The organism is Staphylococcus sp. GDY8P67P (assembly GCF_017892545.1).
Lineage (GTDB): Bacteria > Bacillota > Bacilli > Staphylococcales > Staphylococcaceae > Staphylococcus > Staphylococcus ureilyticus.
Genome location: NZ_JAESLH010000019.1, coordinates 63139 through 88110, shown reverse-complemented (window position 1 = coordinate 88110; position 24972 = coordinate 63139). Strand labels below are relative to the sequence as shown.

Genomic DNA, 24972 nt, shown 5'->3' with positions numbered 1-24972 from the left:
TTACACCTCGTCTATTTATTTAAAGTTTACTGTGAAGTTGCTTAAAGGGTAATACCTTAAACTTACATCACCAATAATGTCTTCTTGTTGAACAAAACCCTCTGTTCTTGAATCGTTTTTTAGTTCTCGATTATCATTCAGTACAAAGTATTCGCCTGGTGGAATTATATCTCCTTCAGAGCCTTTAATATTTCTGAGGGATAGATCTTTCATACTTGACTCAGTATACATTTCATCTACTTGTCTGTCATCTCTATACAACTGATTATTTTTAAAGGTTATAGATTGGCCAGGCTTCCCGATAATTCTACCAATATGTACATCGTCACCTTTATGGTACATGATGATATCGTTAAGCTTTAGCATATTAAAAGTCGTTTTGATTTTATTAACAATCACACGATCATTTTGTTTCAACGTTGGCGTCATACTTTTATCTTGTATGACTGCTCCTGTAATAATAAAAGTCTGAATCAATATTACAATAATAATCGCAAATATTATAGAAATCAAATGTTTTACTACCTTACTCAAATTGTCACTCCTCTGGAGAATGCATAAAATATCGTTCAAGTTTTCTACCTATAAACCAAACGACAATAATAACAATAATGATGATGACCAACCTTAAAGGCTGTGTAAATAACGTCGTAATATCATTGCCTAACCATCCAATCAAACCAATCATTATCAATTTCGAACTGAACAATACTACCAGATAAACGTGTGCTCTGATATGCGACAAGCTTACGACCAAGTTTACTAATGCACTTGGGGTAAAGGGGAAACATAATAGAATGAAAATAGGAATAACGCCTTTTCTATCTATAAAATGTATTAACCTTTGAACCGAGGTGCGTTGTTGTAATTTTTTCATATAACGTGTATGGTTCAATTTGCGAAAACCTAAAAATACAAGATAACTTCCTAAAACAGTACCCAACCATGCTAATAATGTACCCATCAAAAATCCAAATGCATTCACATTCACAATCACAAATACAATAATAGGTAGTACTGGGATAAATGCTTCAATAAAAGGCAATAAAAATCCTACGATATAACCTAAACTACCAAATAAATCAAACCAATACTGCACTTGTTCTTGAGTCATTTCATCAATCCCTACCAATGTTAGTCAACGATTATTATAATTGTATTATAGCGATTTTAAAACAATTATGTATACTTTTGTGTAAATATCAGTCTCAAGTACCAAAACAGTAAATGACATTACACACAAATGATAAGTTTTTTTATAAAATAGCACATAAAAAAATTTCCGCATTTTCAATGCGGAAATCATTTTCTCAGTCACTTATTAATCTAATGCACAGATAAAATTATAGACGTTTTTCTAATGCTTCTTTTTTATCTTCAAAACCTGGTTTACCTAATAATGCGAACATATTTTGTTTATATGCTTCTACACCAGGCTGGTTAAACGGATTTACACCAAGTTGATAGCCACTCATTGCGCAAGCCATTTCAAAGAAATAAACGAGATAACCAAATGTTTCTTCATCTAATTGTGGAACGTTGATCACTACATTTGGCACGCCACCATCAGTATGTGCTAATAAAGTACCTTCAAAGGCTTTAGTGTTCACTTCATCAATTGTTTTACCTGCTAAATAGTTTAAACCATCTAAATTGTCATTATCTTCTTCAATTGTAATATTATGCTTTGGTGTATTTACTTTGACAACAGTTTCAAATAAGAAACGACGACCTTCTTGTACATATTGTCCAAGTGAATGTAAATCAGTTGTATAATTTGCACTGGATGGATAGATGCCTTTGTAATCTTTACCTTCTGATTCACCAAATAATTGTTTCCACCACTCGTTAAAATATTGCATTGAAGGTTCATAATTGATTAACATTTCAGTGTCATAACCTTTAGCATATAAAATGTTACGGATACTAGCATATTGATATGCAATATTATCTTCTAAGTTTTCAGAAGAGAGCTCTTGTCGCGCTTTTGCAGCCCCGCCCATCATTGCTTCAATATCAATACCTGCGACAGCGATTGGTAATAAACCTACTGCAGTTAAAACTGAGTAACGTCCACCAATATCATCCGGCACTACAAATGTTTCATAGCCTTCATTTGTTGCTAATTGTTTTAATGCACCTTTTTCTTTATCAGTAGTAGCAAAAATACGTTGTTTTGCTTCTTCTTTACCATATTTATTTTCTAAGATTTGTTTAAATAGTCTAAATGAAACTGCTGGTTCTGTTGTAGTACCAGATTTAGAAATAACATTTACTGAAAAATCTTTACCATCTAAATAACTAATTAACTCTTGTGTATATGTCGAAGATAAATGATTACCTACAAAGACAATTTCAGGATATTCATTACTATTTCTAAATGCCGGTGTCAACATTTCAATTGCAGCACGTGCACCTAAATATGAACCACCAATACCAATTACAACAAATACATCTGAATTATTTTTGACACGTTTAGAAGCTTCTAATATACGTGAAAATTCTTCTTTATCATAATTAACAGGTAAATCAATCCAACCTAAGAAATCACTACCAGCACCTGTTCCTTCATGAATTGTATGATGAATTGATTTAACAATATCTTTTTGTTGTTTTAATTCATGTTCGCCGAAAAATTCTAAAGTTTTACCATAATCTAATTGAATATGAGTCATCTAAATTGCCTCCAGTGTTTTTGATTTCATACATATTTTACTAAGTTTATTTTGACTATTCAAACAACTAGCCTACAAAACAAAATTTTTTATAATTATTTTAGCTTATTCATTTCTTATACAACAGACAGAACATCCAATTATATATTCACTGATATATACATCTTCATAAAACGCACATAACTCCAAAACACCTATAATTCAATATACAAGCAGACGGTTAAATTGTAAGAAATTTCTACAATTTGCATATTTATGTATAAAAATGGTTTTATTTTCATTATGCTTCTGCTATACTTACTAATATCAAATTTATAAACAACATATTTAAAAATTCAATTGAGGTGTAACGGTATGAAGGAAAAAATAGTTTTAGCATATTCGGGCGGTTTAGATACAAGTGTTGCAGTGAAATGGTTGATAGATAAAGGCTATGATATCGTAGCTTGTTGTCTGGACGTCGGCGAGGGTAAAGATTTAGATTTAGTGCATCAAAAAGCTTTAGATATGGGGGCAGTTGAATGTCATATTATTGATGCCACAGAAGAATTTAGTGAAGATTTTGTTTCATATGCAATCAAAGGCAATTTAATGTATGAAGGCACATACCCCCTTGTATCTGCATTATCAAGACCTTTAATTTCAAAAAAATTAGTTGAAATTGCTAACAAAACAAATGCAGTAGGTATTGCACATGGTTGTACCGGCAAAGGTAATGACCAAGTTCGTTTTGAAGTGGCCATAAAAGCATTGGATCCAGAGTTAAAAGTATTTGCTCCAGTAAGGGAGTGGGCTTGGAGCCGTGAAGAAGAAATTGACTATGCAATCAAACATAATATTCCAGTACCTATCCAACATGATTCACCATATTCTATTGACCAAAATTTATGGGGAAGAAGTAATGAATGTGGCATTTTAGAAGATCCATATGCAGCACCACCAAAAGATGCATTTGACTTAACGAATGAAATTGAAGATACACCTGACGAAGCAGATGAAGTCGTACTTACATTCGAACAAGGCTTACCTACCGCTTTAAACGGTAAATCCTATAAATTAAGCCAATTAATTTTGGATTTAAACAAATTAGCGGGTAAACATGGTATTGGAAGAATTGATCATGTAGAAAATAGACTTGTCGGTATTAAGTCTAGAGAAGTTTACGAAACACCTGCAGCAGAGGTTATAATCAAAGCGCATAAAGCACTCGAAACGATCACTTTAACTAAAGATGTCGCTCATTTTAAACCTATTATTGAAAAACAATTTTCGGAACAAACGTACAATGGACTTTGGTTTTCTCCACTAACTGATAGCCTAAAAGCGTTTGTAGATAGTACACAAAAATTCGTTTCTGGTGACGTACGTCTTAAATTATTTAAAGGTAATGCCGTTGTAAATGGTAGAAAATCACCGCATACACTATATAATGAAAAATTAGCGACTTATACAAAAGAAGATGCATTTAATCAAGAATCTGCAGTCGGTTTTATTGATATCTTTGGTTTACCTACAAAAGTTAATTCTATGTTACACGGCGGATATTCAGATGAGTAATAAAGCTTGGGGTGGAAGATTTAGTGAGCAACCCGAAGACTGGGTCGATGAATTTAATGCCTCCATTCACTTTGATAAAACGCTCATCCAATATGATGTGCAAGGAAGTATTGCTCACGCTAAAATGCTAGCTAAACAAGATATCATAACCGATGAAGACTGTCAGCAAATAATCAATGGTTTAACAACAATATTAAATGATTATGAACAAGGTAATTTATCATTCGATGTTTCTTTAGAAGATATTCATCTTAACATTGAGCATGAATTGATTAAACGTATCGGTGATGCAGGTGGTAGGTTGCATACAGGACGTAGCAGAAATGACCAAGTTGCTACTGATATGCACTTATATACTAAAGAAGAAGTTACTCAAATTATTGAGCTCATCAATGAGTTGCAACAAACAATTGTCAATATCGCAGAACAACATGTCAATACAATTATGCCTGGTTATACACATTTGCAAAGAGCTCAACCTATTTCATTTGCACACCATATACTGACTTATTTCTGGATGTTAGATAGAGATAAATCGCGTTTTCAAGATAGTTTGAAGCGAATCGATATTTCACCACTTGGTGCTGCTGCTCTAAGTGGGACGACTTATCCAATCGATCGTCATGAAACGCAATCTTTATTGAATTTCGGCTCTGTTTATGAAAATAGTATAGATGCTGTAAGTGATAGAGACTATATAGTAGAAACATTGCACAATATATCATTAACAATGATACATTTATCACGTTTTGCTGAAGAGATTATCTTTTGGTCATCAGCAGAAGCCAATTTTGTAACTTTATCGGATGCATTCTCAACAGGTTCCTCAATTATGCCTCAAAAGAAAAATCCTGACATGGCAGAGTTAATAAGAGGCAAAGTAGGACGTACAACAGGAAACCTAATGAGCATTTTGATGACGCTCAAAGGTTTACCGCTTGCCTATAACAAAGATATGCAAGAAGATAAAGAAGGGCTATTTGATGCGGTGCATACGATAAAGGGCTCCTTACGAATTTTTGCTGGCATGATAGATACAATGACTGTGAATGTCGATCATCTACAACAAACTGTTTACAATGATTTTTCAAACGCTACTGAATTGGCTGATTACCTTGTCAATAAAGGTGTTCCATTTAGATCAGCACATGAAATTGTAGGAAAAATCGTACTGTGGTCAATTCAACATAATGTCTATTTATTAGATGTGCCGTTGGAAGAATATCAGAAAGCGCATAAACGTATTGATTCAGATATTTATGATTATTTAAAACCAGAAAATTGCGTTAGTCGTAGAATTAGTTATGGCTCAACTGGACAATCAGCGGTAGAACATCAATTATCAGTTATCAAGCAACATCTAAATACAAATTAATAAACCTTTAAAAACTGGAAGTTAAACCAATAATTAACTTCCGGTTTTTTTCTTCCATTCATAGTCCAACGTTTTAATCCATTTCACATTTTACTTAGCTCCCTCAACATATGTTTGTATAAATGTATTAACAGTACTCAACTCACCATGTCTTGAATCCTATAGATAAAGCTATTTATTTATATGTCTCAAATCTATATAGACACTTTTCTATATAGATGTTAGTCTATTTAATGCTTAGGAGGTATCATTATGTCTTATAAAAAACTTTCAGCATTGCTTAAAGTTTTATCAGATTCAAACAGATTAGAAATATTAGATTTACTTTCTTGTGGTGAACGATGTGCATGCGATTTGTTGGAGCACTTTCAATTCTCGCAACCCACGCTAAGCCATCACATGAAAACATTAGTGGATTATGAGTTAGTGCATACACGTAAAAATGGAAATAAGCGTTTGTATCAGCTTAATCATGTTATTTTAGATGAAATCAATCAAAGTCTCAATATAATTCACACATCGAACCAACATTGCGCATGTCATAATATGAAATCAGGTGAATGTTAATCAATGACCATTTTAGCTATATTAATTTTTCTTTTAACATTAATTTTTGTCATATGGCAACCTAAGGGATTAGATATTGGTATTACTGCTTTAGCTGCGGCTATCGTAGCTATAATTACAGGTGTAGTTAGCTTTTCCGATGTATTAGAAGTAACAGGCATCGTTTGGAATGCCACGTTAACTTTTGTTGCTGTTATTCTTATTTCATTAATATTAGATGAAATTGGTTTTTTTGAATGGTCTGCACTACATATGGTTAAAGCATCGAATGGTAACGGGTTAAAAATGTTTGTTTTCATCATGCTATTAGGGGCAGTTGTAGCAGCATTTTTCGCAAATGATGGTGCTGCTTTAATCTTAACGCCTATCGTATTAGCCATGGTGAGAAATTTAGGATTTAATAAAAAAGTCATCTTCCCTTTTATTATTGCCAGTGGATTTATCGCTGATGCGACATCATTGCCCCTCATTGTAAGTAACTTAGTAAATATCGTTTCTGCAGATTATTTCGATATAGGATTCATTGCGTATTTTAGTCGTATGATAATCCCTAATGTATTTTCTTTACTAGCTAGTATTCTCGTATTGTGGCTTTATTTTAGAAAATCTATACCACATACATTTGATACTGAAAACATTTCAGTACCTAAAGATGCAATTAAAGATCCTAAATTATTTAAGATTTCATGGATTGTATTAGCCGTACTGCTCGTAGGCTATCTTGTAAGTGAATTTATCCAAATACCTGTATCAATCATTGCAGGTATGATTGCTTTTGTCTTTGTATGCTTAGCTCGTAAATCTAATGCAGTTCATACTAAGCAAGTAATTAAAGGTGCTCCATGGAATATAGTGTTATTTTCCATTGGTATGTACCTCGTCGTATTTGGGTTAAAAAACGTGGGTATTACCACAATTTTAGCCGACGTATTATCCAGTATTTCAAGTTATGGACTATTCAGTAGTGTTATCGGAATGGGCTTTATATCGGCCTTTTTATCATCAATCATGAATAATATGCCTACCGTTTTAATAGATGCAATTGCTATTGGCCAATCCAATGTCGTTGGCACTTTGAAAGAAGGTATGGTTTATGCGAATGTCATTGGCTCTGACTTGGGCCCTAAAATCACGCCTATTGGTTCTTTAGCTACATTATTGTGGCTTCATGTTTTAACACAAAAAGGTGTAAAAATTGCTTGGGGTACCTATTTCAAAACAGGCATCGTCATTACCATTCCAGTACTATTTGTTACCTTGTTAGGTTTATATTTCACGCTCGTTATTTTTTAAGAAAAGAGGTCTTAATTATGAAGAAGAAAATAATTTATTTTATATGTACTGGTAACTCTTGTCGTAGCCAAATGGCTGAGGGTTGGGGAAAGCATATATTAGGTGAAACATGGCATGTCTATTCTGCTGGTATTGTGACACATGGTGTTAACCCTAAAGCGATAGATGCTATGAATGAAGTAGGTATTGATATATCAAATCATACGTCAGACTTGATTGATAATGATATTTTAAAGCAAGCAAATTTAATCGTAACACTATGTAGCGATGCAGATAAAAATTGTCCAATTTTACCACCGAATGTAAAAAAAGAACATTGGGGTTTTGATGATCCAGCTGGAAAAACTTGGACAGAATTTCAACGTGTTAGAGACGAAATTAAATTAGCAATTGAAAATTTTAAAACCAAATAAATGTATTAAGTCACCGGCACAGCAGCTTTGACTAAGCCAAAGCGTCCGTTTCAAATGAAATTGACGCTTTTTGTTGGTTTGAACTTATATATAGACATATGAAGTTAACGTGATTAAACTAATACATTCTATATATGCCAGAAAAAATTTTAATTAGTTTAATATATTGTTATAACAATATTAACTTTTTAAATCTTAAATTTTAATCGTGTAAATGTCATTCTCAAACAAACGTTTATTTTGTAGGGTTGATATGTAAATACATATCGAGGAGTGACCCATTCTTGCAAAATTTAAAAAAAGCATTATCAACGAGTCTAGCAACGTTATCTCTAGCTTTGATTGGAACGACATCTATAGCAACTGCAAGTGAAAATAACCACAATATTAATACACAATCATCTGCCACACCCTCAAAGCAACAAGGTAACAACTCACACAACCCAAACAGAGCTCAAAATCTAACAGGTGAAAAATATGCAACGATTGCTCATAGAGGTGCCAGTGGTTATGCACCAGAACATACTTTTTATTCATATGATAAAAGTCACAATGCAATGGGAGCATCATATATCGAAATCGATCTTCAGATGACTAAAGATGGTCATCTAGTTGCCATGCATGATGAAACAGTTGATAGAACTACAAACGGTACAGGTAGAGTTGATTCATATACACTAAAAGAATTAAAGCAATTAGATGCTGGTAGTAAATTTAATGCCACAAACCCTCAGTATGCTAATTCAAATTATGTAGGTGCTGAAATTCCTACATTAGATGAAATATTAGAACGATATGGCCCGAATGCAAATTATTATATTGAAACTAAATCACCAGATGTGTATCCAGGGATGGAAGAAGCAGTATTAAAAACACTAAACAATCACAATATGCTTAATGAGCAATCATTAAATCAAGGGCATGTCTTATTACAATCATTTTCACCTGAAAGCTTAAGTAAATTGCATCGTTTAAATAGCAATGTTCCATTAATAAGGTTATTAGATAAAGGTGAGTTACCCGCGTTAACTCAACAAGATTTTAATCAAATTCGTCAATACGCAATTGGTGTCGGCCCTGAATATACAGACTTAACTAAACAAAATGTTAAAAATCTTAAAAGAGCTGGTCTGTTGGTACATCCTTTCACCGTTAATAATGAAACCGATATGCACCGCTTAAATCGATATGGCGTTGACGGCATTTTTACAAATTATCCTGATTTATATAAACAAGTCGTTCTAGATAATGAACAAAAAAATAAATAACAAAAAAGAAGAAGTTCTTTGGTTCAAGAACTTCTTCTTTTTCTAAAAGTTAAATATTTAATTAAGCCCAACCACGATAACGTGCAGCTTCAGCAGTACGTTTAATACCTACAATATAAGCTGCTAAGCGCATATCAATTTTTCTATTTTGGGATAACTCATAAATTGTATCGAAAGCTGTGATAAGTTTTTCACGTAATTTTGTATTTACTTCTTCTTCTGTCCAATAATAACCTTGATTATTTTGTACCCATTCGAAGTAAGAAACTGTTACGCCACCTGCACTTGCTAATACATCAGGTACGAGCAATTTACCACGTTCAGTTAAAATACGTGTACCAGCTGGTGTTGTTGGGCCATTAGCCGCTTCAACCACAATATCAGCTTTAATTTCATTTGCATTGTCTTCTGTGATTTGATTAGCAATCGCTGCAGGTACAAGAATATCACAATCAAGTTCAAACAATTCTTTATTAGAAATTGTTTCTTCAAATAAATTTGTTACAGTACCAAAGCTATCTCTTCTATCTAAAAGATAATCAATGTCAAGACCGTCTGGGTCATGTAAAGCACCGTAAGCATCTGAAATACCCACAATTTTTGCTCCCATATCATAAAGGAATTTAGATAAGAAACTACCTGCGTTACCAAATCCTTGAATAACGATACGTGCACCTTTCAAATCTAGACCTCTTCTTTTAGCAGCTTGTTCTATGGCAATAACTACTCCCAGTGCAGTAGAACGGTCTCTACCTTGTGATCCACCTAATACAATCGGTTTACCAGTAATAAACCCTGGTGAATTAAATTTATCTAATGAACTATACTCGTCCATCATCCAAGCCATGATTTGTGAGTTAGTAAATACGTCTGGTGCTGGGATATCTTTTGTAGGTCCAACAAATTGAGATATCGCACGTACATAACCACGAGATAAACGTTCAACTTCATGTATACTCATTTGTCTAGGATCACAGATGATACCACCTTTACCGCCGCCATATGGCAAGTCGACGATACCACATTTTAATGTCATCCACATAGATAATGCTTTAACTTCTTCGACATCAACGTCTGGATGGAAACGCACCCCACCTTTTGTTGGTCCAACTGCATCATTATGTTGAGCACGATAACCTTTAAATGTTTGAACCGTACCATCATCCATACGTACAGGAATGCGGACTTCAAGGAATCTTAATGGTTCCTTTACTAAATCATACATCCCATCATCAAATCCCAATTTATGCAATGCTTCTTTAATAATTTGTTGCGTAGAAGTAACTAAATTATTATTCTCAGTCATGATTCATTTCGCCTCTTTTTCGTTACTAATGATTTCGCTTTCACGATAATTGTAACATAAGATTTTGCTTTTTAAAGGGTTTTCAAAACTTAAGTTACAGAACATTTTTATTTAAAAACATTTCTTACTTTATCCAATGCAAAGTCCAGTTCTTCTTTGGAAATAATAAGAGGTGGTGCAAATCTAATTACTGTATCATGTGTTTCTTTACATAATAATCCTTCTTCTTTTAACTTTTCACAATAAGGTCTAGCATTTTCATTTAGTTCTATACCAATAAATAATCCACGACCACGCACTTCTTTAATCGCTGGGTGATTTATTTTTTCTAATTCTGATTTAAAGTACTCACCTAGCTCTAATGAACGCCCTGCTAAATCTTCATCAACTAATACATCCAACGCTGCAATCGATACAGCACACGCTAATGGATTACCACCAAACGTTGACCCGTGAGAACCAGGTGTAAATACGCCCAACACTTCTTCGTCAGCTAAAACAACAGAAATTGGGAATACACCTCCACCTAATGCTTTACCTAAAATATAGACATCTGGTTTTACATTATCCCAATCTGTGGCAAATAATTTTCCTGAACGCCCTAGTCCAGCTTGAATTTCATCAGCAATAAATAATACATTATGCTCATCACATAATTCTCTAATTTCTTTTAAATAACCTTCTGGTGGAACATTGATACCTGCTTCTCCTTGAATAGGTTCGATTAAAATAGCAGCAGTATTTTCATTAATTGCTTCTTTAACAGCTTCTATGTTACCAAAATCAACTTTACGGAAACCATCTAATAATGGGCCGTATCCTCGTTGGTATTCTGGTTCAGATGACAATGATACTGGCGCCATTGTTCGGCCATGGAAGTTACCATTGAACGCAATAATTTCAGCTTTATCAGGTGCAATATCTTTCACATCATAAGCCCAACGACGTGCTGCTTTTAGTGCTGTTTCAACCGCTTCAGCACCTGTATTCATAGGTAAGGCTTTATCTTTACCGGCTAACTTGCATATTTTTTCATACCATGCCCCTAAGTTATCACTATGAAACGCACGTGATACTAAAGTCACTTTGTCAGCTTGATCTTTTAAAGCCTGAATGATTTTAGGATGTCTGTGACCTTGGTTTACTGCAGAATAAGCAGATAGCATATCCATATATTTATTTCCTTCAGGATCTTTAACCCATACACCTTCAGCCTCTGAAATTACAATTGGAAGTGGCACATAGTTGTGGGCACCGTAATGATTTGTTAATTCAATGATTTCTTCAGATCTTGACATAATATCTCCCCTTTGCATGAATTATATAATAATTTATTGGCATTACTCATTCATAGCATAACGTATTTATTCACTTACGAAAACTATTTTCCGAAAATACTATAAAATCATCGATTCAGAACTTACATTACAACTTTTAAACGTTAAATTTAGAATATAACCGTCAAAATGTAAGCCTTTACATTAATATAATGACACATTCTCGACCGTTTACACAAGCCAATTTTTATAAATTTAAAAATTCTTCTTGATTTAAATCAAGATTACAAGATTTATGCTAATTCTAGTGTTTATAATTTAAAATTTTATACAAACAAAAAACGTCAATTTCTATAATTTTTTCAATAGAAATTGACGTTTTTTTGCTAGTAAAATATTTATAACTTGTGCTCACTTTGGCAGTTAGATAGGATTAATAAAGTTAGTATTTACGCATTCAAAACTTTTATTTATTATCAGTTCTAGGTAATGGATAAAAACCTTTATTAAATTGTTCCCATAATTTTGGTGGCAAGTGATGTTTATCTGCTCTTTGCGGATCAAATTGAGATAGAATTTCATCTTCTTTGCCATCTTTAATTTTACTTACAAAATTATGATCTAACAAGATTTCACGTCCTAGTGCGACCAGTTCTACACCAGTTGACTCAATTGCTTCAATAGCTTGTTCAGCTGTGAAAATAGATCCTATACCTATGAGTGGCATACGTCCATTCATCCACTCTAAAATAAGTTTAATACGCTCTTTGCCTTTGTATTGACCTTCACGCGTTTGTGAGTGAATATCCATTAACGATACATGTAAATAATCTAAAGGTTTTTCTACTAATAATTCAATCAACTCTTTAGTAATTTCCATGCTTATACCTGGAGATTCAGCTTCTTCAGGAGAAAATCTATAGCCAACGATAAAATCTTTACTTCCGTATTGCTTAACAGTATTTGTCACTTCATCTACCACGCTTGTAGCAAATTTATAACGGTCTTGTCCCCACTCATCATTACGACGATTATAATATGGAGATACAAATTGATGGATTAAGTAATGGTTTGCACCGTGAATTTCAACACCATCGAATCCAGCTTCAATGACTCTTCTAGTTGCTTCACCGAAAGCTTTTATTGTTGCTTCAATTTCCTCTTTTGTAATTTCACGTGCATCATGTGCTTCTTGTTCACCAAAACTCTTTAATGATATCGGGCTTGGCGCCGCAACATCACCATTAGGTGTTAAATTAGGTAAAGATTGCGCGCCACCATGATGTATTTGAACAACCGCTTTTGCACCATTTTTTTTCATAGCTTTTGCCAAACGTTTTAGACCTTCTATATTAGAGTCATGTGCTACTGAAGGTTGTCCAGGAAAAGCTTTACCTAAATCTGTTACATTGCTTGCAGCTGAAATTGCTAAACCAACATCTTTTGAACGCTGTTCCATATACACAACCTCTTCATTAGAAATTGTGCCATCGTCATTAGATGAAACATGTGTTAAAGGTGCTAGTACAAATCGATTGTCTAAAACAACTTGATTTGGTAATTTTAATTTTTCAAATAACGGTTGAAATTTTTTATCCATTAAATTAAATCCTCCTAAAATACAAAATACTTAAATGTCATTACATAATCACTTTAAGTGTTTTTAATTCTAACTTCCTTAGTTTTAAATATAAAATTATATGCTCACGCATATAATTTTATATTGCTACTCTTCCAATAAATTTTAGCTTATAAATAAAAAAACACTAACATCTTAAAATAAGATGTTAGTGTTTTTTAAAAGATGACTGTTCATCTTTTATCGCGTTTTTGGACTGTTTAATCCAAACCGGTAAGCGTTCTTTAATTGTTTGAAACCCATATTTTTCGGTTTCTTTAATTTCATCTAATACTGATTGCTTTTCTTTTTTACGTTCATAATTTTTAAAATAGTCGTTATCTTTTAAAGAAAGATTTAACTTTCCTTCTTTATCAATTGAAATGACTTTCGCTTTTACAATTTGTCCTTCTGATAAAAACTTTTTTAAATTATGGACGTAATCATCCATAATTTCAGAAATATGGATTAATCCTTCAGTATTGTCAGGGGTTTCTACAAAAGCGCCATACGGTTGAATTCCAGTCACACGAACTTTGATATGTTGACCTACTTTATAGTGATTATTCAACGTGATAACCCCTTAATTCGTTTTACTTAACATGTTCATAATAGCATAAATCATTCAATGGTACTAATATTACCTAGAAAAATTTCACGATTTATCAAAAATCAAGCTACACAACCACGGATTGAATTTCTCTTATATCTCATTATACAAAGGCTTTTAAACCATTCCCAAGAACTGATACTTGCATCAATGCTTTCAAAATAAAAATTCTTAGGTTTTTACTTATAATGGTATTTAATTGAATATATTACACCATCACGCTCCAATGGAGATAACTAAAATTGTCAAAATAAAATAAGAGGCTGAAACAATGAATTTGTCTCAACCTCTTAAACATTTTTTATTTTTAATATAACAGGTATTTAAAAATAATTTAAAAATGGTTAAATGCTTACTAGAGTTTACCATCTTTCAAACTTTATTTTACCTTATTTTTCAATAATATCTATTGAATCAATCGTGATATCATGTAAAGGTTTATCCTGTGGTCCTACCTTAGTAGCCGCAATATCTTCTAATGTAGATTCACCTTCTAATAATTGACCAAAAACAGTATGCTTTTGATCTAACCAAGGTGTACCACCCTTTTCACCATAAGCTTTCACAATCGGTTCTGGCCAACCACCATCTGCGAGTTGGCTAAGCATAGATTCTGGTACTTCTTTCATTTGAACAATAAAGAATTGTGAACCGTTCGTATTCGGTCCAGAATTTGCCATCGATAAAGCACCATATAAGTTGAATGCTTCTAGTGAAAACTCATCTTCAAACGGACCTCCATAAATACTTTCACCGCCCATACCAGTTGCTGTTGGGTCGCCTCCTTGTACCATGAAGTCATTGATTACTCGATGAAAAGAAATGCCATCATAATAGCCATTTTTTGCATGTGTAACAAAGTTTTCTACAGTTTTAGGCGCAATATCAGGCAATAATTTGAAAGTCATATCACCCTTATTTGTATGCATAACCATTTTTATTTCATTTTCGTTTACTTCTGAATTTAACTGAGGATAGTTCGACATTTTTATTCTCCATTTCATGTTAAGATGATATATGTATTCTAACATAAAATGAGGAGTGTATTGAATTATGTTATATCGTTTTGCACATAAAACTGGAAGTTATGGTGTATCTATTATAGAAGAAGGTGACAATCAAGTACTTGTTCAAATTGAACAGGTCATTAAACATCCAAAACAAGGAGACTTACATCACCCAAACGAAACGAACAATGTCTTTTTTCACGAACGCAAAGCTTTAAGTCAATTTGAAAAGCGCTATACTTCAAAATCCAAACTTAGACCTTTTAATGTAGAAGAACTGGATTATATACAATCTTTACAATTTGCCATTACGAATTTAGAAAACAAATTAAAAGAAGAAAATACCGAATTTGCACAATACTCACTTGCTAATTTAGCACAATTAAAAAAAGATTATTCAATTCAATACAAACAAAATTTTGAATAAAAATACCGTGTTTCTTCTTATTTAAAACAAACTTAAAATTAAAGCTCCACAAGGGTTAGCGTGGTTTTTCAGAATAGTCTTATTCATGTATAATGACCTTATACTATTTTTAAAAGGAGGATAAAATAATGAGTTTGATACATATAGCGGTGTTATTACCGTTAATATTTGCACTCATTATTCCAATTGTATATCGCATACATAAGCGGATACATTTAGGATGGTTTGTGTTACCTATCCCCGTCGTCTTATTTATATATTTTATATCAATCATTTCGACAACAATGTCAGGTGAAAACGTAGTACATAAAGCAAATTGGATGCCTCATTTTGGCATGAATTTCAATTTATACGTTGATGGCTTAGGCTTATTATTCAGTTTATTAATAACTGGTATCGGAAGCTTGGTTGTATTATATTCCATTAGTTATTTAAGTCGACAAGAGCAATTGGGTCATTTTTATTGTTACCTTTTGCTTTTTATGGGTGCCATGTTAGGGGTCGTATTATCAGATAATATCATTATCTTATATCTGTTTTGGGAGCTAACTTCATTTTCAAGTTTTCTACTCATTTCATTTTGGAGAACAAAACAAGCATCTATTTATGGTGCACAAAAATCAATGCTCATAACTGTTTTGGGCGGTCTTTCTCTGCTAGGTGGCCTTATTTTACTATCACTTGCAGGTAATTCTACCAGTATTCAAACGCTCATCAATCATGCGTCTGAAATTCAGACAAGCCCTTACTTTATATTGTCTATGATTTTTGTAATCATTGGAGCAATGACTAAATCAGCTCAGTTTCCATTTTACGTTTGGTTACCGGATGCTATGGAAGCACCGACACCCGTTAGTGCTTACTTGCATTCTGCAACGATGGTTAAAGCTGGCCTTTACTTAGTTGCTCGTATGACACCAATATTCGCACTTTCTCAAGGTTGGATTTGGACGATTACTGCAGTCGGCTTAATCACGCTGTTCTGGGCATCTTTGAATGCCACAAAACAACAAGATTTAAAAGGCATTTTAGCTTTTTCAACTGTCTCACAATTAGGCATGATTATGTCAATGTTAGGTATCGGGGCAGTAAGTTATCATTTCGAAGGTGCAGATAGTCAAATTTATGTTGCTGCGTTTACAGCGGCTGTGTTTCACCTTATAAATCACGCTACATTTAAAGGTGCATTGTTTATGGTAACTGGTGCTGTTGATCACAGTACAGGAACACGTGATGTCAATAAATTGGGTGGCTTAGTAACAATCATGCCAATTTCTTTTACGATTACATTAATTACATCATTGAGTATGGCGGGTATTCCACCGTTTAATGGTTTCTTATCTAAAGAGAAATTTCTTGAAAGTATGATTGAAGTTACACATGCTAATATCTTCAGTTTAAATAGTATTGGCATACTCATACCTATCGTAGCAATTTTGGGCAGCGTATTCACTTTTGTTTATGCAGTTAGATTTATTGGTCAAATATTCTTAGGTAGTTATAAACCAGATAATTTACCAAAATCAGCTCATGAAGTTTCAAAATTAATGCTAATCTCTCCAGGTATTTTAGCACTACTCGTCATTGTTTTTGGGTTCTTCCCTTCAATATTGACAGGTACGATTATTGAACCAGCTGTCAACGCAATCAGTAATAATACAAATGCAACTGCTGAGTTTCATATGTTCCATGGATTTACACCAGCCTTTTTCTCCACATTGGGCATTTATGTAGCTGGTATATTGTTAATATTTAGCTTTGGTTATTGGATTAGTTTATTAAAAGCACAACCTACAAAACTAACAATCAATTATTGGTATGATAAAGTTGGAACGGTATTCCCAGGCTATTCTAGTCAATTTACCAACACTTATGTTACTGGATTTACACGTAATAACTTATTAATCATTTTTGCGTCTTTAATCGTAATTACACTTGTGACGTTATTAGTAACACCATTCAGTGTTAACTTTAAAGATGTTAGTGAAATCAGACCATTCGAATTGATCATCGTAGTCATTATTATTACGGCAGCTTCAATGATTATTTTTGCTCGCTCTCGACTATTCAGTATTATCATGGCAAGTGCAGTAGGTTATGCAGTAGCAATCTTCTTTATTTTCTTTGGTGCGCCAGACTTAGCGCTGACGCAATTTGTTGTAGAATCTATTTCTACTGCATTGTTCTTATTATGTTTCTATCACTTACCAAATCTAAATCGACATAACGAGTCCACTTCATATAAGTGGCTGAATGTTTTGATTGCCATCGGTGCTGGTACTGTTGTAACAGTATTGGGTTTAATCACATACGGAAATAGACACTTTGGCTCAATTGGAGAATTTTATAAAGCGCATGTATATGATTTAGCTCATGGTACAAATATGGTCAACGTTATCCTAGTTGACTTCCGTGGTACGGATACTTTATTCGAATCTTCAGTATTAGGTATTGCTGGATTAGGTGTTTACACAATGATTAAACTTCGTTATAAAAATAAACCAAATGATGAAGGAGGAACTCACATTGAAAAGACAGAAAAATAATTTAATATTCCAATACTCTGCCATTGTGATTTTCTTCTTAATCGTTATGTTTGGTTTACACCTATTTCTAACAGGACATTATACACCTGGTGGCGGTTTCGTCGGTGGCTTACTATTATCAAGTTCACTTGTGATTGTAGCTGTGGCTTACGATATTAAAACGATGCGTAAAATATACCCATGGGACTTCAAAAAACTCATTGGTATCGGGTTGTTCTTTTGTTTAGCTACACCGATGGCGAGTTGGCTATACAATAAAAACTTCTTTACGCATACACCTTTTGAAATTCCATTAGGTATTTTAAAACCTATAGAAATGCACACTGCCACATTTTTTGATTTAGGTGTTTTATGTGCGGTTGTTGGCACAATAATGACTATAATATTAGCGATTGGAGAGAATGAGTAATGGAAATAGTGATGATTTTTGTTTGTGGTATTCTCACTGCAATGAGCGTCTATCTCATTCTTTCTAAAAGTTTGATACGCATCATTATTGGGACTACATTACAAACACATACAGCTAATTTATTTTTAATAACGATGGGTGGTCTTAAAAAAGGTGAAGTCCCTATTTATGAAAAAGGGTTCACTTCATATGTGGATCCAATTCCACAAGCACTCATATTAACAGCAATTGTAATTTCATTTTCAGTAACAGCCTTTTTCTTAGTATTGGCTTTTAGAAGCTATAAAGAACTAGGTACAGACAACGTAGAAAGCATGAAAGGGGTGCTAGATAATGATAGAGAGTAATCTTATTATTTCATTACTTGTCATACCAATGTTAACAATTATTGCATTAATTTTTATTGGTAAACGCCCTAAAATTAAACGCTACGTTGCATTAACAGGTACTGCAGTTACATTAATTTTTGCTTTTATAAATCTAAAGAATGTTCTCAGAGATGGACCTATAAAACTCGAGCTTGGTTCATGGGATGCACCGTATAGTATTGTTTTTGTTACAGATATTTTTAGTATCTTACTTGTGATTACAAGTTTGATTGTAACAATGTTGATTATCTTATATTCATATCAATCAGTAGGTATCGAACGTGAAACTTATTATTATTATTTTGCCATAATGTTTATGCTCACAGGTGTTATAGGCTCATTTATAACTGGTGATATTTTCAACCTTTTCGTATTCTTTGAAGTATTTTTAATGGCATCTTATATTTTATTAGTAATTGGTGGCACACAAGTTCAATTGAGTGAAACGATAAAATATGTGCTTGTGAATGTGACATCTTCTGCTTTCTTTGTTATAGCCGTTGCAATGCTTTATTCTGTCGTCGGTACATTGAATTTAGCAGATATCAGTGAAAAATTAAGCCAACTATCAACACAAGACAAAGGAATTATCAGTATTATATTTATTATGTTCATCTTTGTTTTTGCTACAAAAGCTGGTGTGTTTCCAATGTATATCTGGCTACCAGGTGCTTATTATGCGCCACCTATAGCAATTATCGCTTTCTTTGGTGCATTGTTAACAAAAGTTGGGGTTTACGCAATAGCTAGAACAGCAAGCCTTTTCTTTGGCGATTCCTCTAATTTTTCGCTGTACACCATCCTATTCTTAGCCTTACTTACAATTATTTTTGGTTGTGTGGGTGCAGTAAGCTACTTTGATACTAAAAAAATTATCATTTATAATATTATGATTGCTGTTGGTGTCATTTTAGTAGGCGTAGCAATGATGAATCAGGCTGGCATGATGGGCGCAATTTATTATACTTTACACGATATGTTGATAAAAGCTGCACTATTTTTCTTAATTGGTGTGATGTATAAAATTACCAAAACACACGATTTACGCAAATATGGTGGCTTAATCAAACATTATCCTGTATTAGGTTGGTCTTTCTTTATCGCTGCTTTAAGTTTAGCTGGTATTCCGCCGTTAAGTGGTTTTTATGGTAAATACTATATCGTTCAAGCTACTTTCGAAAAAGGATTTTATTTAAGCGGTATAATCATATTACTATCTAGTTTAGTCGTACTTTACTCTGTTATTCGTATTTTCTTAAAAGGATTCTTCGGTGAATCAGAAGGTTATGAAGTCAATCCTAAACTGCAGTACAAAGGTATCTTAACAGTGGCTATTATTGCAGTTGCCATATCAGTAATATTTGGCCTATCCGCTGACTTTTTACAACCAATCATAAAAGATGCTGCTGAAACATTCTATAATCCTAGTGTATATATAGACAGCGTATTGGGGGGTAAATAGTATGGCAATTCAAATATTAGTAAATTTAATTTTATCTGTGTTTTGGCTATTCGTTACCGGCAGTTATACGTTTAATAATTTCCTTTTAGGTTATATCTTTGGTCTTTTATTAGTATTCCTAATGCGCGGTGTCTTACCCGGTAGATTTTATATTATTACTATTTATAAAATTATTAAATTATTTATCGTCTTTTTAGTAGAATTGATTAAAGCAAATATTGATGTTATTAGAATCGTAACTAAGCCTAAAATCAACAACGAACCCGCCTTTTTTACTTATCCGACCGATTTAAAAAAAGATTGGCAAATTGTGTTGTTATCAAATTTGATTACCCTGACACCAGGCACAATTGTTCTAGGCATTAGTGATGATCGCACAAAAATATACATTCACAGTATTGATTTTAGTACTAAGGAAGAAGAAATAGAAAGTATTAAATCATCACTTGAAAAAGTGGTAAGAGAGGTAGGCGAATATTAATGAACTACAACGTAATATTAATCGTGGCATTAGTTATCGTAACATTGTCAATGTTTGGTATGCTTGTTCGTGTCATTATCGGCCCTTCTCTTGCGGATAGGGTTGTGGCACTCGACGCAATGGGTATCCAACTAATGGCGATTGTAGCACTATTTAGTATTTTCTTAGGTACTAAATATATGATGGTTGCTATTTTGTTAATTGGTATTTTAGCATTTTTAGGAACCGCAGTGTTTGCAAAATATATGGATAAAGGTAAGGTGATTGAACATGATAACAACGATCATCATTAGCATAGCGCTTATCTTAGTTATCCTTGGCTCACTCATAAGTGCACTAGCTGCGATTGGCCTCTTGCGTTTAGATGACGTATATGCGCGCGCACATGCTGCTGGTAAAGCTGCTACATTGGGAGCAATGTTACTTATAAGTGGTGTTTTCTTATATTTCATCGGGCGTGAAGGTTACGTAAATATGCAATTACTTATTGGAATATTATTTATTCTGATAACAGGTCCACTAGCAAGTCACCTTATTATTAAATCCGCATATAATTTGAGAACACCCGCTTCCAAAAGAACAAAACGTGATGATATACAAAAAGACCTAAAAGATACAAAATTGTAAAGTCATTAACTTACGCATTCCAATTAACTGGGATGCGTTTTTTATTTTATAAAATTAATGATTGCTAAATTCGGTGTGTGATGATATATTAAATCGTAATTATTACGTTTTAAAAGGAGCTGAAAATATGTCTACTTGGACCATAATCGGTGGCGGTATCCAAGCAGTTACAATTGCAATAAAATTAAAATCCATAGGTATCAAAGACCACGAACTAACAATTATTGATCCACATCAAAGTTTATGCGAGCAATTCGAGGATTATACTCAACGCATTCAAATGCCTTATTTACGTTCGCCGTGTGTCCACCATATACATCCTAATCCCTTTCATTTAAATCAATTTGCTAAATGTCATCAATATATTAATGCCAGTTATGGACCGTATAAAAGACCAAATCGAGCGTTATTTATAGACCATATTCACCATCTATTACATAAATTCAATTTGAACAAGAACCATATTGTCGGTTTTGCTAATAAAATCAGCTTCAACCAAAAACAATGGCATGTACAATTATCACAACACAATTGGATTACATCAGATTACTTGGTGATTGCAACAGGTTGTAATCACGTACCCTATATTCCACATAACTTTAAACATACACCAGATGTATATCATATTTTTGATTCACAATTAAATTTACATAAACAAACTTCTCATGTCGTTGGAAGTGGGATTTCTGCAGCACATGTCACTTTAAAATTACTACAACATCAACCGCAATCAGTCATTCATCTTTGGACAAATAAAATAATTGATGTACATGACTTCGACGCAGATCCAGGTTGGTTAGGTCCCAAAAAAATGTCAAACTTTAGTGCATTAACTGACTCAAAAACCAAACTGAAAATCATTCAAAAAGAGCGCCATAAAGGTTCTATGCCTAAAGAATTAGCATTGAGGCTCAAAAAACACATGAAGCAAGGTAAATTAATAATGCATATCAATGAATTAAAAGATATACATCATCATCATATTTGTACAGAACAATATTGTATATTCTATGATAGCGTAGTATTAGCCACAGGTTTCGAAGATACACTTATGCAACAACCAATTATCAAGCAGCTCGTTAAAAATTTTAATGCACCTGTGTCAGATGCGGGATTGCCTTCTATTTCATCTCATTTAGAATGGTTACCGAATTTATTCGTCACAGGTGGTCTAGCAGATTTAGAACTCGGTCCCTTTGCTCGCAACATCATGGGTGGCCGTGAAGCAGCAGCAAAAATTGCAACTGCTGCATTTTCAAAAAAAACGTATTGAACATAAGATATATTTAACAACAAATAAACATATTTAAAAGGAACTGGGACATAAAGTGCTTGGACAAGTGAAAAAGCCAATTTCAATTGAAATAATAATTAACTCATTGAGTTGCTACTTTGCTCATATTAAATACCATTAATACCAAGAAATAAAGATACTAATAAGACTTCTACTTTAAGATTTACTTTAAAACGATTCATTGTTTTATAAAAGGTGTTTGATTTTGTGAGAGCTACATCATTCAGATACGATTATTAAGCATTTTTTCTATTTTTCGACCAGTGTATACAGATTGGGTGTATGCATGTAGAATAATTATTAACATCATTTTGGTTAATATAAGACCTTGTTTTTAAAGTATTTTAATGTGAAATGACATATGAATACGCTATATTTTGGCGAGCCGCTTGAGGAAACAAGACAAGCTGAAGCTGCCCCTAAGAAAGCGAGCCAACCATACGAAATATTGAATAACAAAGAAGCACACAGATGCATTAATTAAATCATCTGCGTGCTATTTTTCTAAGTTTTTGTACCAAGCTCATATATAGTTTACATTTAATATTAATTAGCTTGAATACATGCTAATCATTAAAATAAAAATCACCAATCTAATACTTTAATTGCTCATTGCCGTTTACGTGGTTTTATAGCAACGGTTCCTCTCATTACACAAATCAATCTATCATTTTGGTCTCTGATATCTATGTTCCAAACTTGAGTCGTACTACCTTCATGTATGATTGTAGCAGTCGCAAATATTGTCCCTTCGGTTGTCGAACCTATATGATTCGCATTCATTTCTAAACCTAGGGGAATGTAATGCTCTGTGTCAATGATTTCAGCAGCCCCCATAGAGCATGCTGTTTCTCCGAGCGCTAAACTCGCCCCACCATGTAAAAAGCCAAATGGTTGTTTCACTTCATCTGTTACTGGCATGGACATAACCATAAGTCCATGTTCTTGTCGCTCTACCTTTATCTTTAAAGCATCAAGCATATTTGCCATTTAAGACACCTCTTTTTTTATTCTTAGATTTATAATATCATAGCCGCTATTGTTCCAAAAATAATTAGAGGAATGTTATAGAAAACAAAGTTTGGAATACATGTATCACGAATGTGATCATGTTGACCATCAACATCTAAACCTGCCGTAGGTCCTAATGTTGAATCACTTGCAGGTGATCCTGAATCACCTAATGCACTTGCTGTTCCTATCAACGCAATCAATGCCATAGTACTTAATCCTAAAGATTCACCTAATGGCACAAATAACGTTGCAATAATAGGTATTGTAGCAAATGATGAACCGATACCTAATGTTACGACCAAACCAATAATGTACATGACAATAATACTAAATAATTTATTCTCACCAATAACATCGCTAAGCCCACTTACTAAATTACCGATATCTCCTGTTTCATTCATTACACCTGCAAATCCATTTGCTGATAAGATTACGACACCTATAAATGACATAATTTTAATACCATCTACAAATTTTTGGTCTAACTCAGTCCACTTGTATGCACGTGAGATGAAGAATACAAGCACACCAGCTAAAGCACCAAATATCATAGAATCAGTGAACATTTGTACTAAAAACGTAGCAATAATAGAAATAATGGTTACTATGAGGACATATGGTCTAATTTCAATTTCACTCATATCTTTAATATCTTTATGTTCAGAATATTTTCTAGGTTTTCTATAATAATAAATACCTGCAATTAAGCCAACAATATAGCCTAATGAAGGAATCAGCATCGCTTTCCATATCATGCCCATTTCAATTGGATGATCTGCTTTAGAAAATCCGCTTTGAATGATTTGATGGAAAATCTGACCGAAACCATATGGCAATAATACGTATGGCCAACATAAACCAAAGCCAATGATAATAGCAATTTGTCTTCTATCTATATTAAGTTCATTGAACAAACTTATTAACGGTGGTATCACAATTGGGATAAATGCAATATGTACAGGTATTAAGTTTTGGCTCATTACACTCATAATTAAGAGTGCACCGATAATAATCACTTTAACTTTAATACGTGACATTTTACTGTTTTCCGCGTGAATAGCATTGATAATTTTATTTACTAAATAGTCAGTAATACCACTATAAGAAATCAACGCAGCAAACCCGCCTAGTAAAGCATAGCTCAATGCCACTTCTGCGCCATCAACAATATTTTTACCAAATACAGATACAATGTCTGTGACGCTCATACCTGCGATTAAGCCACCAACTAGTGCACTGATAAATAAGCTTATAACAACATTTAATCTACATAAACAGAGTACAATCATCAGTACCACTGCTATAACAACTGCATTTATCACAAAAGCACAACTCCTTTATTACGTTATCGAACTAAAGTATCACGAGATTTATAATA

Annotated in this window: 26 protein-coding genes and 1 pseudogene; 16 read left to right on the top strand and 11 right to left on the bottom strand. The window is 33.3% G+C overall.

Going from position 1 to position 24972, the window contains the following annotated elements:
- Positions 1 to 15 precede the first annotated feature (15 nt).
- From lepB to KA833_RS07280, 3 genes are all read right to left on the bottom strand, one after another.
- Positions 16 to 534 (bottom strand): signal peptidase I, encoded by a 519-nt coding sequence (gene lepB / locus KA833_RS07290; RefSeq protein WP_210128673.1) that lies wholly within the window; start codon positions 532 to 534, stop codon positions 16 to 18.
- Between the two features lie 4 nt (positions 535 to 538).
- Entirely contained in the window at positions 539 to 1114 is a 576-nt protein-coding gene (locus KA833_RS07285) for a TVP38/TMEM64 family protein (protein ID WP_046208034.1), read from the bottom strand.
- A gap of 229 nt (positions 1115 to 1343) precedes the next feature.
- Entirely contained in the window at positions 1344 to 2675 is a 1332-nt protein-coding gene (locus tag KA833_RS07280; RefSeq protein ID WP_064209442.1) for a glucose-6-phosphate isomerase, read from the bottom strand.
- Between the two features lie 354 nt (positions 2676 to 3029).
- Between KA833_RS07280 and KA833_RS07275 the strand changes: the two genes are divergently transcribed.
- The 6 genes from KA833_RS07275 (at position 3030) to KA833_RS07250 (ending at position 9148) form a co-directional block, all read left to right on the top strand.
- Positions 3030 to 4232, top strand: coding sequence for an argininosuccinate synthase (locus KA833_RS07275; RefSeq protein ID WP_070039208.1), 1203 nt, complete (start codon positions 3030 to 3032; stop codon positions 4230 to 4232).
- Positions 4225 to 5607 (top strand): argininosuccinate lyase, encoded by a 1383-nt coding sequence (argH, locus tag KA833_RS07270; protein WP_107365307.1) that lies wholly within the window; start codon positions 4225 to 4227, stop codon positions 5605 to 5607. Before KA833_RS07275 ends, argH begins: the two co-directional genes overlap by 8 nt.
- Positions 5608 to 5859: 252 nt before the next feature.
- Positions 5860 to 6174 (top strand): ArsR/SmtB family transcription factor, encoded by a 315-nt coding sequence (locus KA833_RS07265; RefSeq protein WP_046208030.1) that lies wholly within the window; start codon positions 5860 to 5862, stop codon positions 6172 to 6174.
- Between the two features lie 3 nt (positions 6175 to 6177).
- Positions 6178 to 7467 carry an arsenite efflux transporter membrane subunit ArsB gene (arsB, locus tag KA833_RS07260; RefSeq protein ID WP_210128674.1) on the top strand — a complete coding sequence of 430 codons (1290 nt, stop codon included), beginning with the start codon at positions 6178 to 6180 and terminating at the stop codon, positions 7465 to 7467.
- Between the two features lie 17 nt (positions 7468 to 7484).
- A complete protein-coding gene (gene arsC / locus KA833_RS07255) occupies positions 7485 to 7880 on the top strand; it encodes an arsenate reductase (thioredoxin) (RefSeq protein WP_210128675.1) in 396 nt (131 codons plus the stop codon).
- A gap of 284 nt (positions 7881 to 8164) precedes the next feature.
- The gene (locus KA833_RS07250) at positions 8165 to 9148 is read left to right on the top strand and encodes a glycerophosphodiester phosphodiesterase (protein WP_210128676.1); all 984 of its coding nucleotides are present in this window, start codon (positions 8165 to 8167) and stop codon (positions 9146 to 9148) included.
- Between the two features lie 61 nt (positions 9149 to 9209).
- Here KA833_RS07250 and KA833_RS07245 read toward each other — a convergent pair whose 3' ends face one another.
- From KA833_RS07245 to KA833_RS07225, 5 genes are all read right to left on the bottom strand, one after another.
- A complete protein-coding gene (locus KA833_RS07245) occupies positions 9210 to 10454 on the bottom strand; it encodes a Glu/Leu/Phe/Val family dehydrogenase (protein WP_019469653.1) in 1245 nt (414 codons plus the stop codon).
- Positions 10455 to 10561: 107 nt separating this feature from the next.
- The gene (locus KA833_RS07240) at positions 10562 to 11752 is read right to left on the bottom strand and encodes an ornithine--oxo-acid transaminase (protein WP_046208027.1); all 1191 of its coding nucleotides are present in this window, start codon (positions 11750 to 11752) and stop codon (positions 10562 to 10564) included.
- A 445-nt stretch (positions 11753 to 12197) separates the two neighbouring features.
- Entirely contained in the window at positions 12198 to 13331 is a 1134-nt protein-coding gene (locus KA833_RS07235; protein WP_145381501.1) for an NADH-dependent flavin oxidoreductase, read from the bottom strand.
- A gap of 187 nt (positions 13332 to 13518) precedes the next feature.
- Positions 13519 to 13920, bottom strand: a complete 402-nt coding sequence (gene ygs, locus KA833_RS07230) for a S1 domain-containing post-transcriptional regulator Ygs (protein WP_046208025.1) — start codon at positions 13918 to 13920, stop codon at positions 13519 to 13521.
- A 428-nt stretch (positions 13921 to 14348) separates the two neighbouring features.
- On the bottom strand, positions 14349 to 14945 hold the full coding sequence (locus KA833_RS07225) for a peptidylprolyl isomerase (protein ID WP_046208024.1): 597 nt from the start codon (positions 14943 to 14945) through the stop codon (positions 14349 to 14351).
- Positions 14946 to 15012: 67 nt separating this feature from the next.
- On the opposite strand from KA833_RS07225, the gene kapB reads away from it, so the two are divergent.
- The 9 genes from kapB (at position 15013) to KA833_RS07180 (ending at position 22559) form a co-directional block, all read left to right on the top strand.
- The gene (gene kapB / locus KA833_RS07220) at positions 15013 to 15393 is read left to right on the top strand and encodes a sporulation phosphorelay system protein KapB (RefSeq protein WP_210128677.1); all 381 of its coding nucleotides are present in this window, start codon (positions 15013 to 15015) and stop codon (positions 15391 to 15393) included.
- A 128-nt stretch (positions 15394 to 15521) separates the two neighbouring features.
- Positions 15522 to 17939 (top strand): Na+/H+ antiporter subunit A, encoded by a 2418-nt coding sequence (locus KA833_RS07215; protein WP_210128678.1) that lies wholly within the window; start codon positions 15522 to 15524, stop codon positions 17937 to 17939.
- Positions 17920 to 18348 carry a Na(+)/H(+) antiporter subunit B gene (locus tag KA833_RS07210; RefSeq protein ID WP_080760407.1) on the top strand — a complete coding sequence of 143 codons (429 nt, stop codon included), beginning with the start codon at positions 17920 to 17922 and terminating at the stop codon, positions 18346 to 18348. The genes KA833_RS07215 and KA833_RS07210 overlap by 20 nt, the downstream gene beginning before the upstream one ends.
- A complete protein-coding gene (gene mnhC1, locus KA833_RS07205; protein WP_040030166.1) occupies positions 18348 to 18695 on the top strand; it encodes a Na+/H+ antiporter Mnh1 subunit C in 348 nt (115 codons plus the stop codon). The genes KA833_RS07210 and mnhC1 overlap by 1 nt, the downstream gene beginning before the upstream one ends.
- Entirely contained in the window at positions 18682 to 20178 is a 1497-nt protein-coding gene (locus KA833_RS07200) for a Na+/H+ antiporter subunit D (protein WP_107526039.1), read from the top strand. Before mnhC1 ends, KA833_RS07200 begins: the two co-directional genes overlap by 14 nt.
- A gap of 1 nt (position 20179) precedes the next feature.
- Positions 20180 to 20659 carry a Na+/H+ antiporter Mnh1 subunit E gene (gene mnhE1, locus KA833_RS07195; protein WP_070657792.1) on the top strand — a complete coding sequence of 160 codons (480 nt, stop codon included), beginning with the start codon at positions 20180 to 20182 and terminating at the stop codon, positions 20657 to 20659.
- Positions 20659 to 20952, top strand: a complete 294-nt coding sequence (locus KA833_RS07190; protein ID WP_046208018.1) for a Na(+)/H(+) antiporter subunit F1 — start codon at positions 20659 to 20661, stop codon at positions 20950 to 20952. Before mnhE1 ends, KA833_RS07190 begins: the two co-directional genes overlap by 1 nt.
- Positions 20930 to 21286, top strand: a complete 357-nt coding sequence (locus tag KA833_RS07185; protein WP_064209455.1) for a Na+/H+ antiporter subunit G1 — start codon at positions 20930 to 20932, stop codon at positions 21284 to 21286. Before KA833_RS07190 ends, KA833_RS07185 begins: the two co-directional genes overlap by 23 nt.
- Positions 21287 to 21413: 127 nt before the next feature.
- Positions 21414 to 22559, top strand: coding sequence for an NAD(P)-binding domain-containing protein (locus KA833_RS07180; RefSeq protein ID WP_210128679.1), 1146 nt, complete (start codon positions 21414 to 21416; stop codon positions 22557 to 22559).
- Between the two features lie 146 nt (positions 22560 to 22705).
- Here the strand turns inward: KA833_RS07180 and KA833_RS13900 are convergent.
- Positions 22706 to 22893 (bottom strand): annotated as a pseudogene (locus KA833_RS13900) (transposase); the annotation flags it as partial.
- A gap of 48 nt (positions 22894 to 22941) precedes the next feature.
- Between KA833_RS13900 and KA833_RS14010 the strand changes: the two are divergent.
- The gene (locus KA833_RS14010) at positions 22942 to 23064 is read left to right on the top strand and encodes a hypothetical protein (RefSeq protein WP_268989455.1); all 123 of its coding nucleotides are present in this window, start codon (positions 22942 to 22944) and stop codon (positions 23062 to 23064) included.
- 125 nt (positions 23065 to 23189) lie between these two features.
- Here KA833_RS14010 and KA833_RS07175 read toward each other — a convergent pair whose 3' ends face one another.
- Complete coding sequence (locus KA833_RS07175; RefSeq protein WP_046207526.1) at positions 23190 to 23570, bottom strand: PaaI family thioesterase; 381 nt, start codon at positions 23568 to 23570, stop codon at positions 23190 to 23192.
- 29 nt (positions 23571 to 23599) lie between these two features.
- Complete coding sequence (locus KA833_RS07170) at positions 23600 to 24916, bottom strand: Na+/H+ antiporter family protein (protein WP_046207525.1); 1317 nt, start codon at positions 24914 to 24916, stop codon at positions 23600 to 23602.
- Positions 24917 to 24972 lie beyond the last annotated feature (56 nt).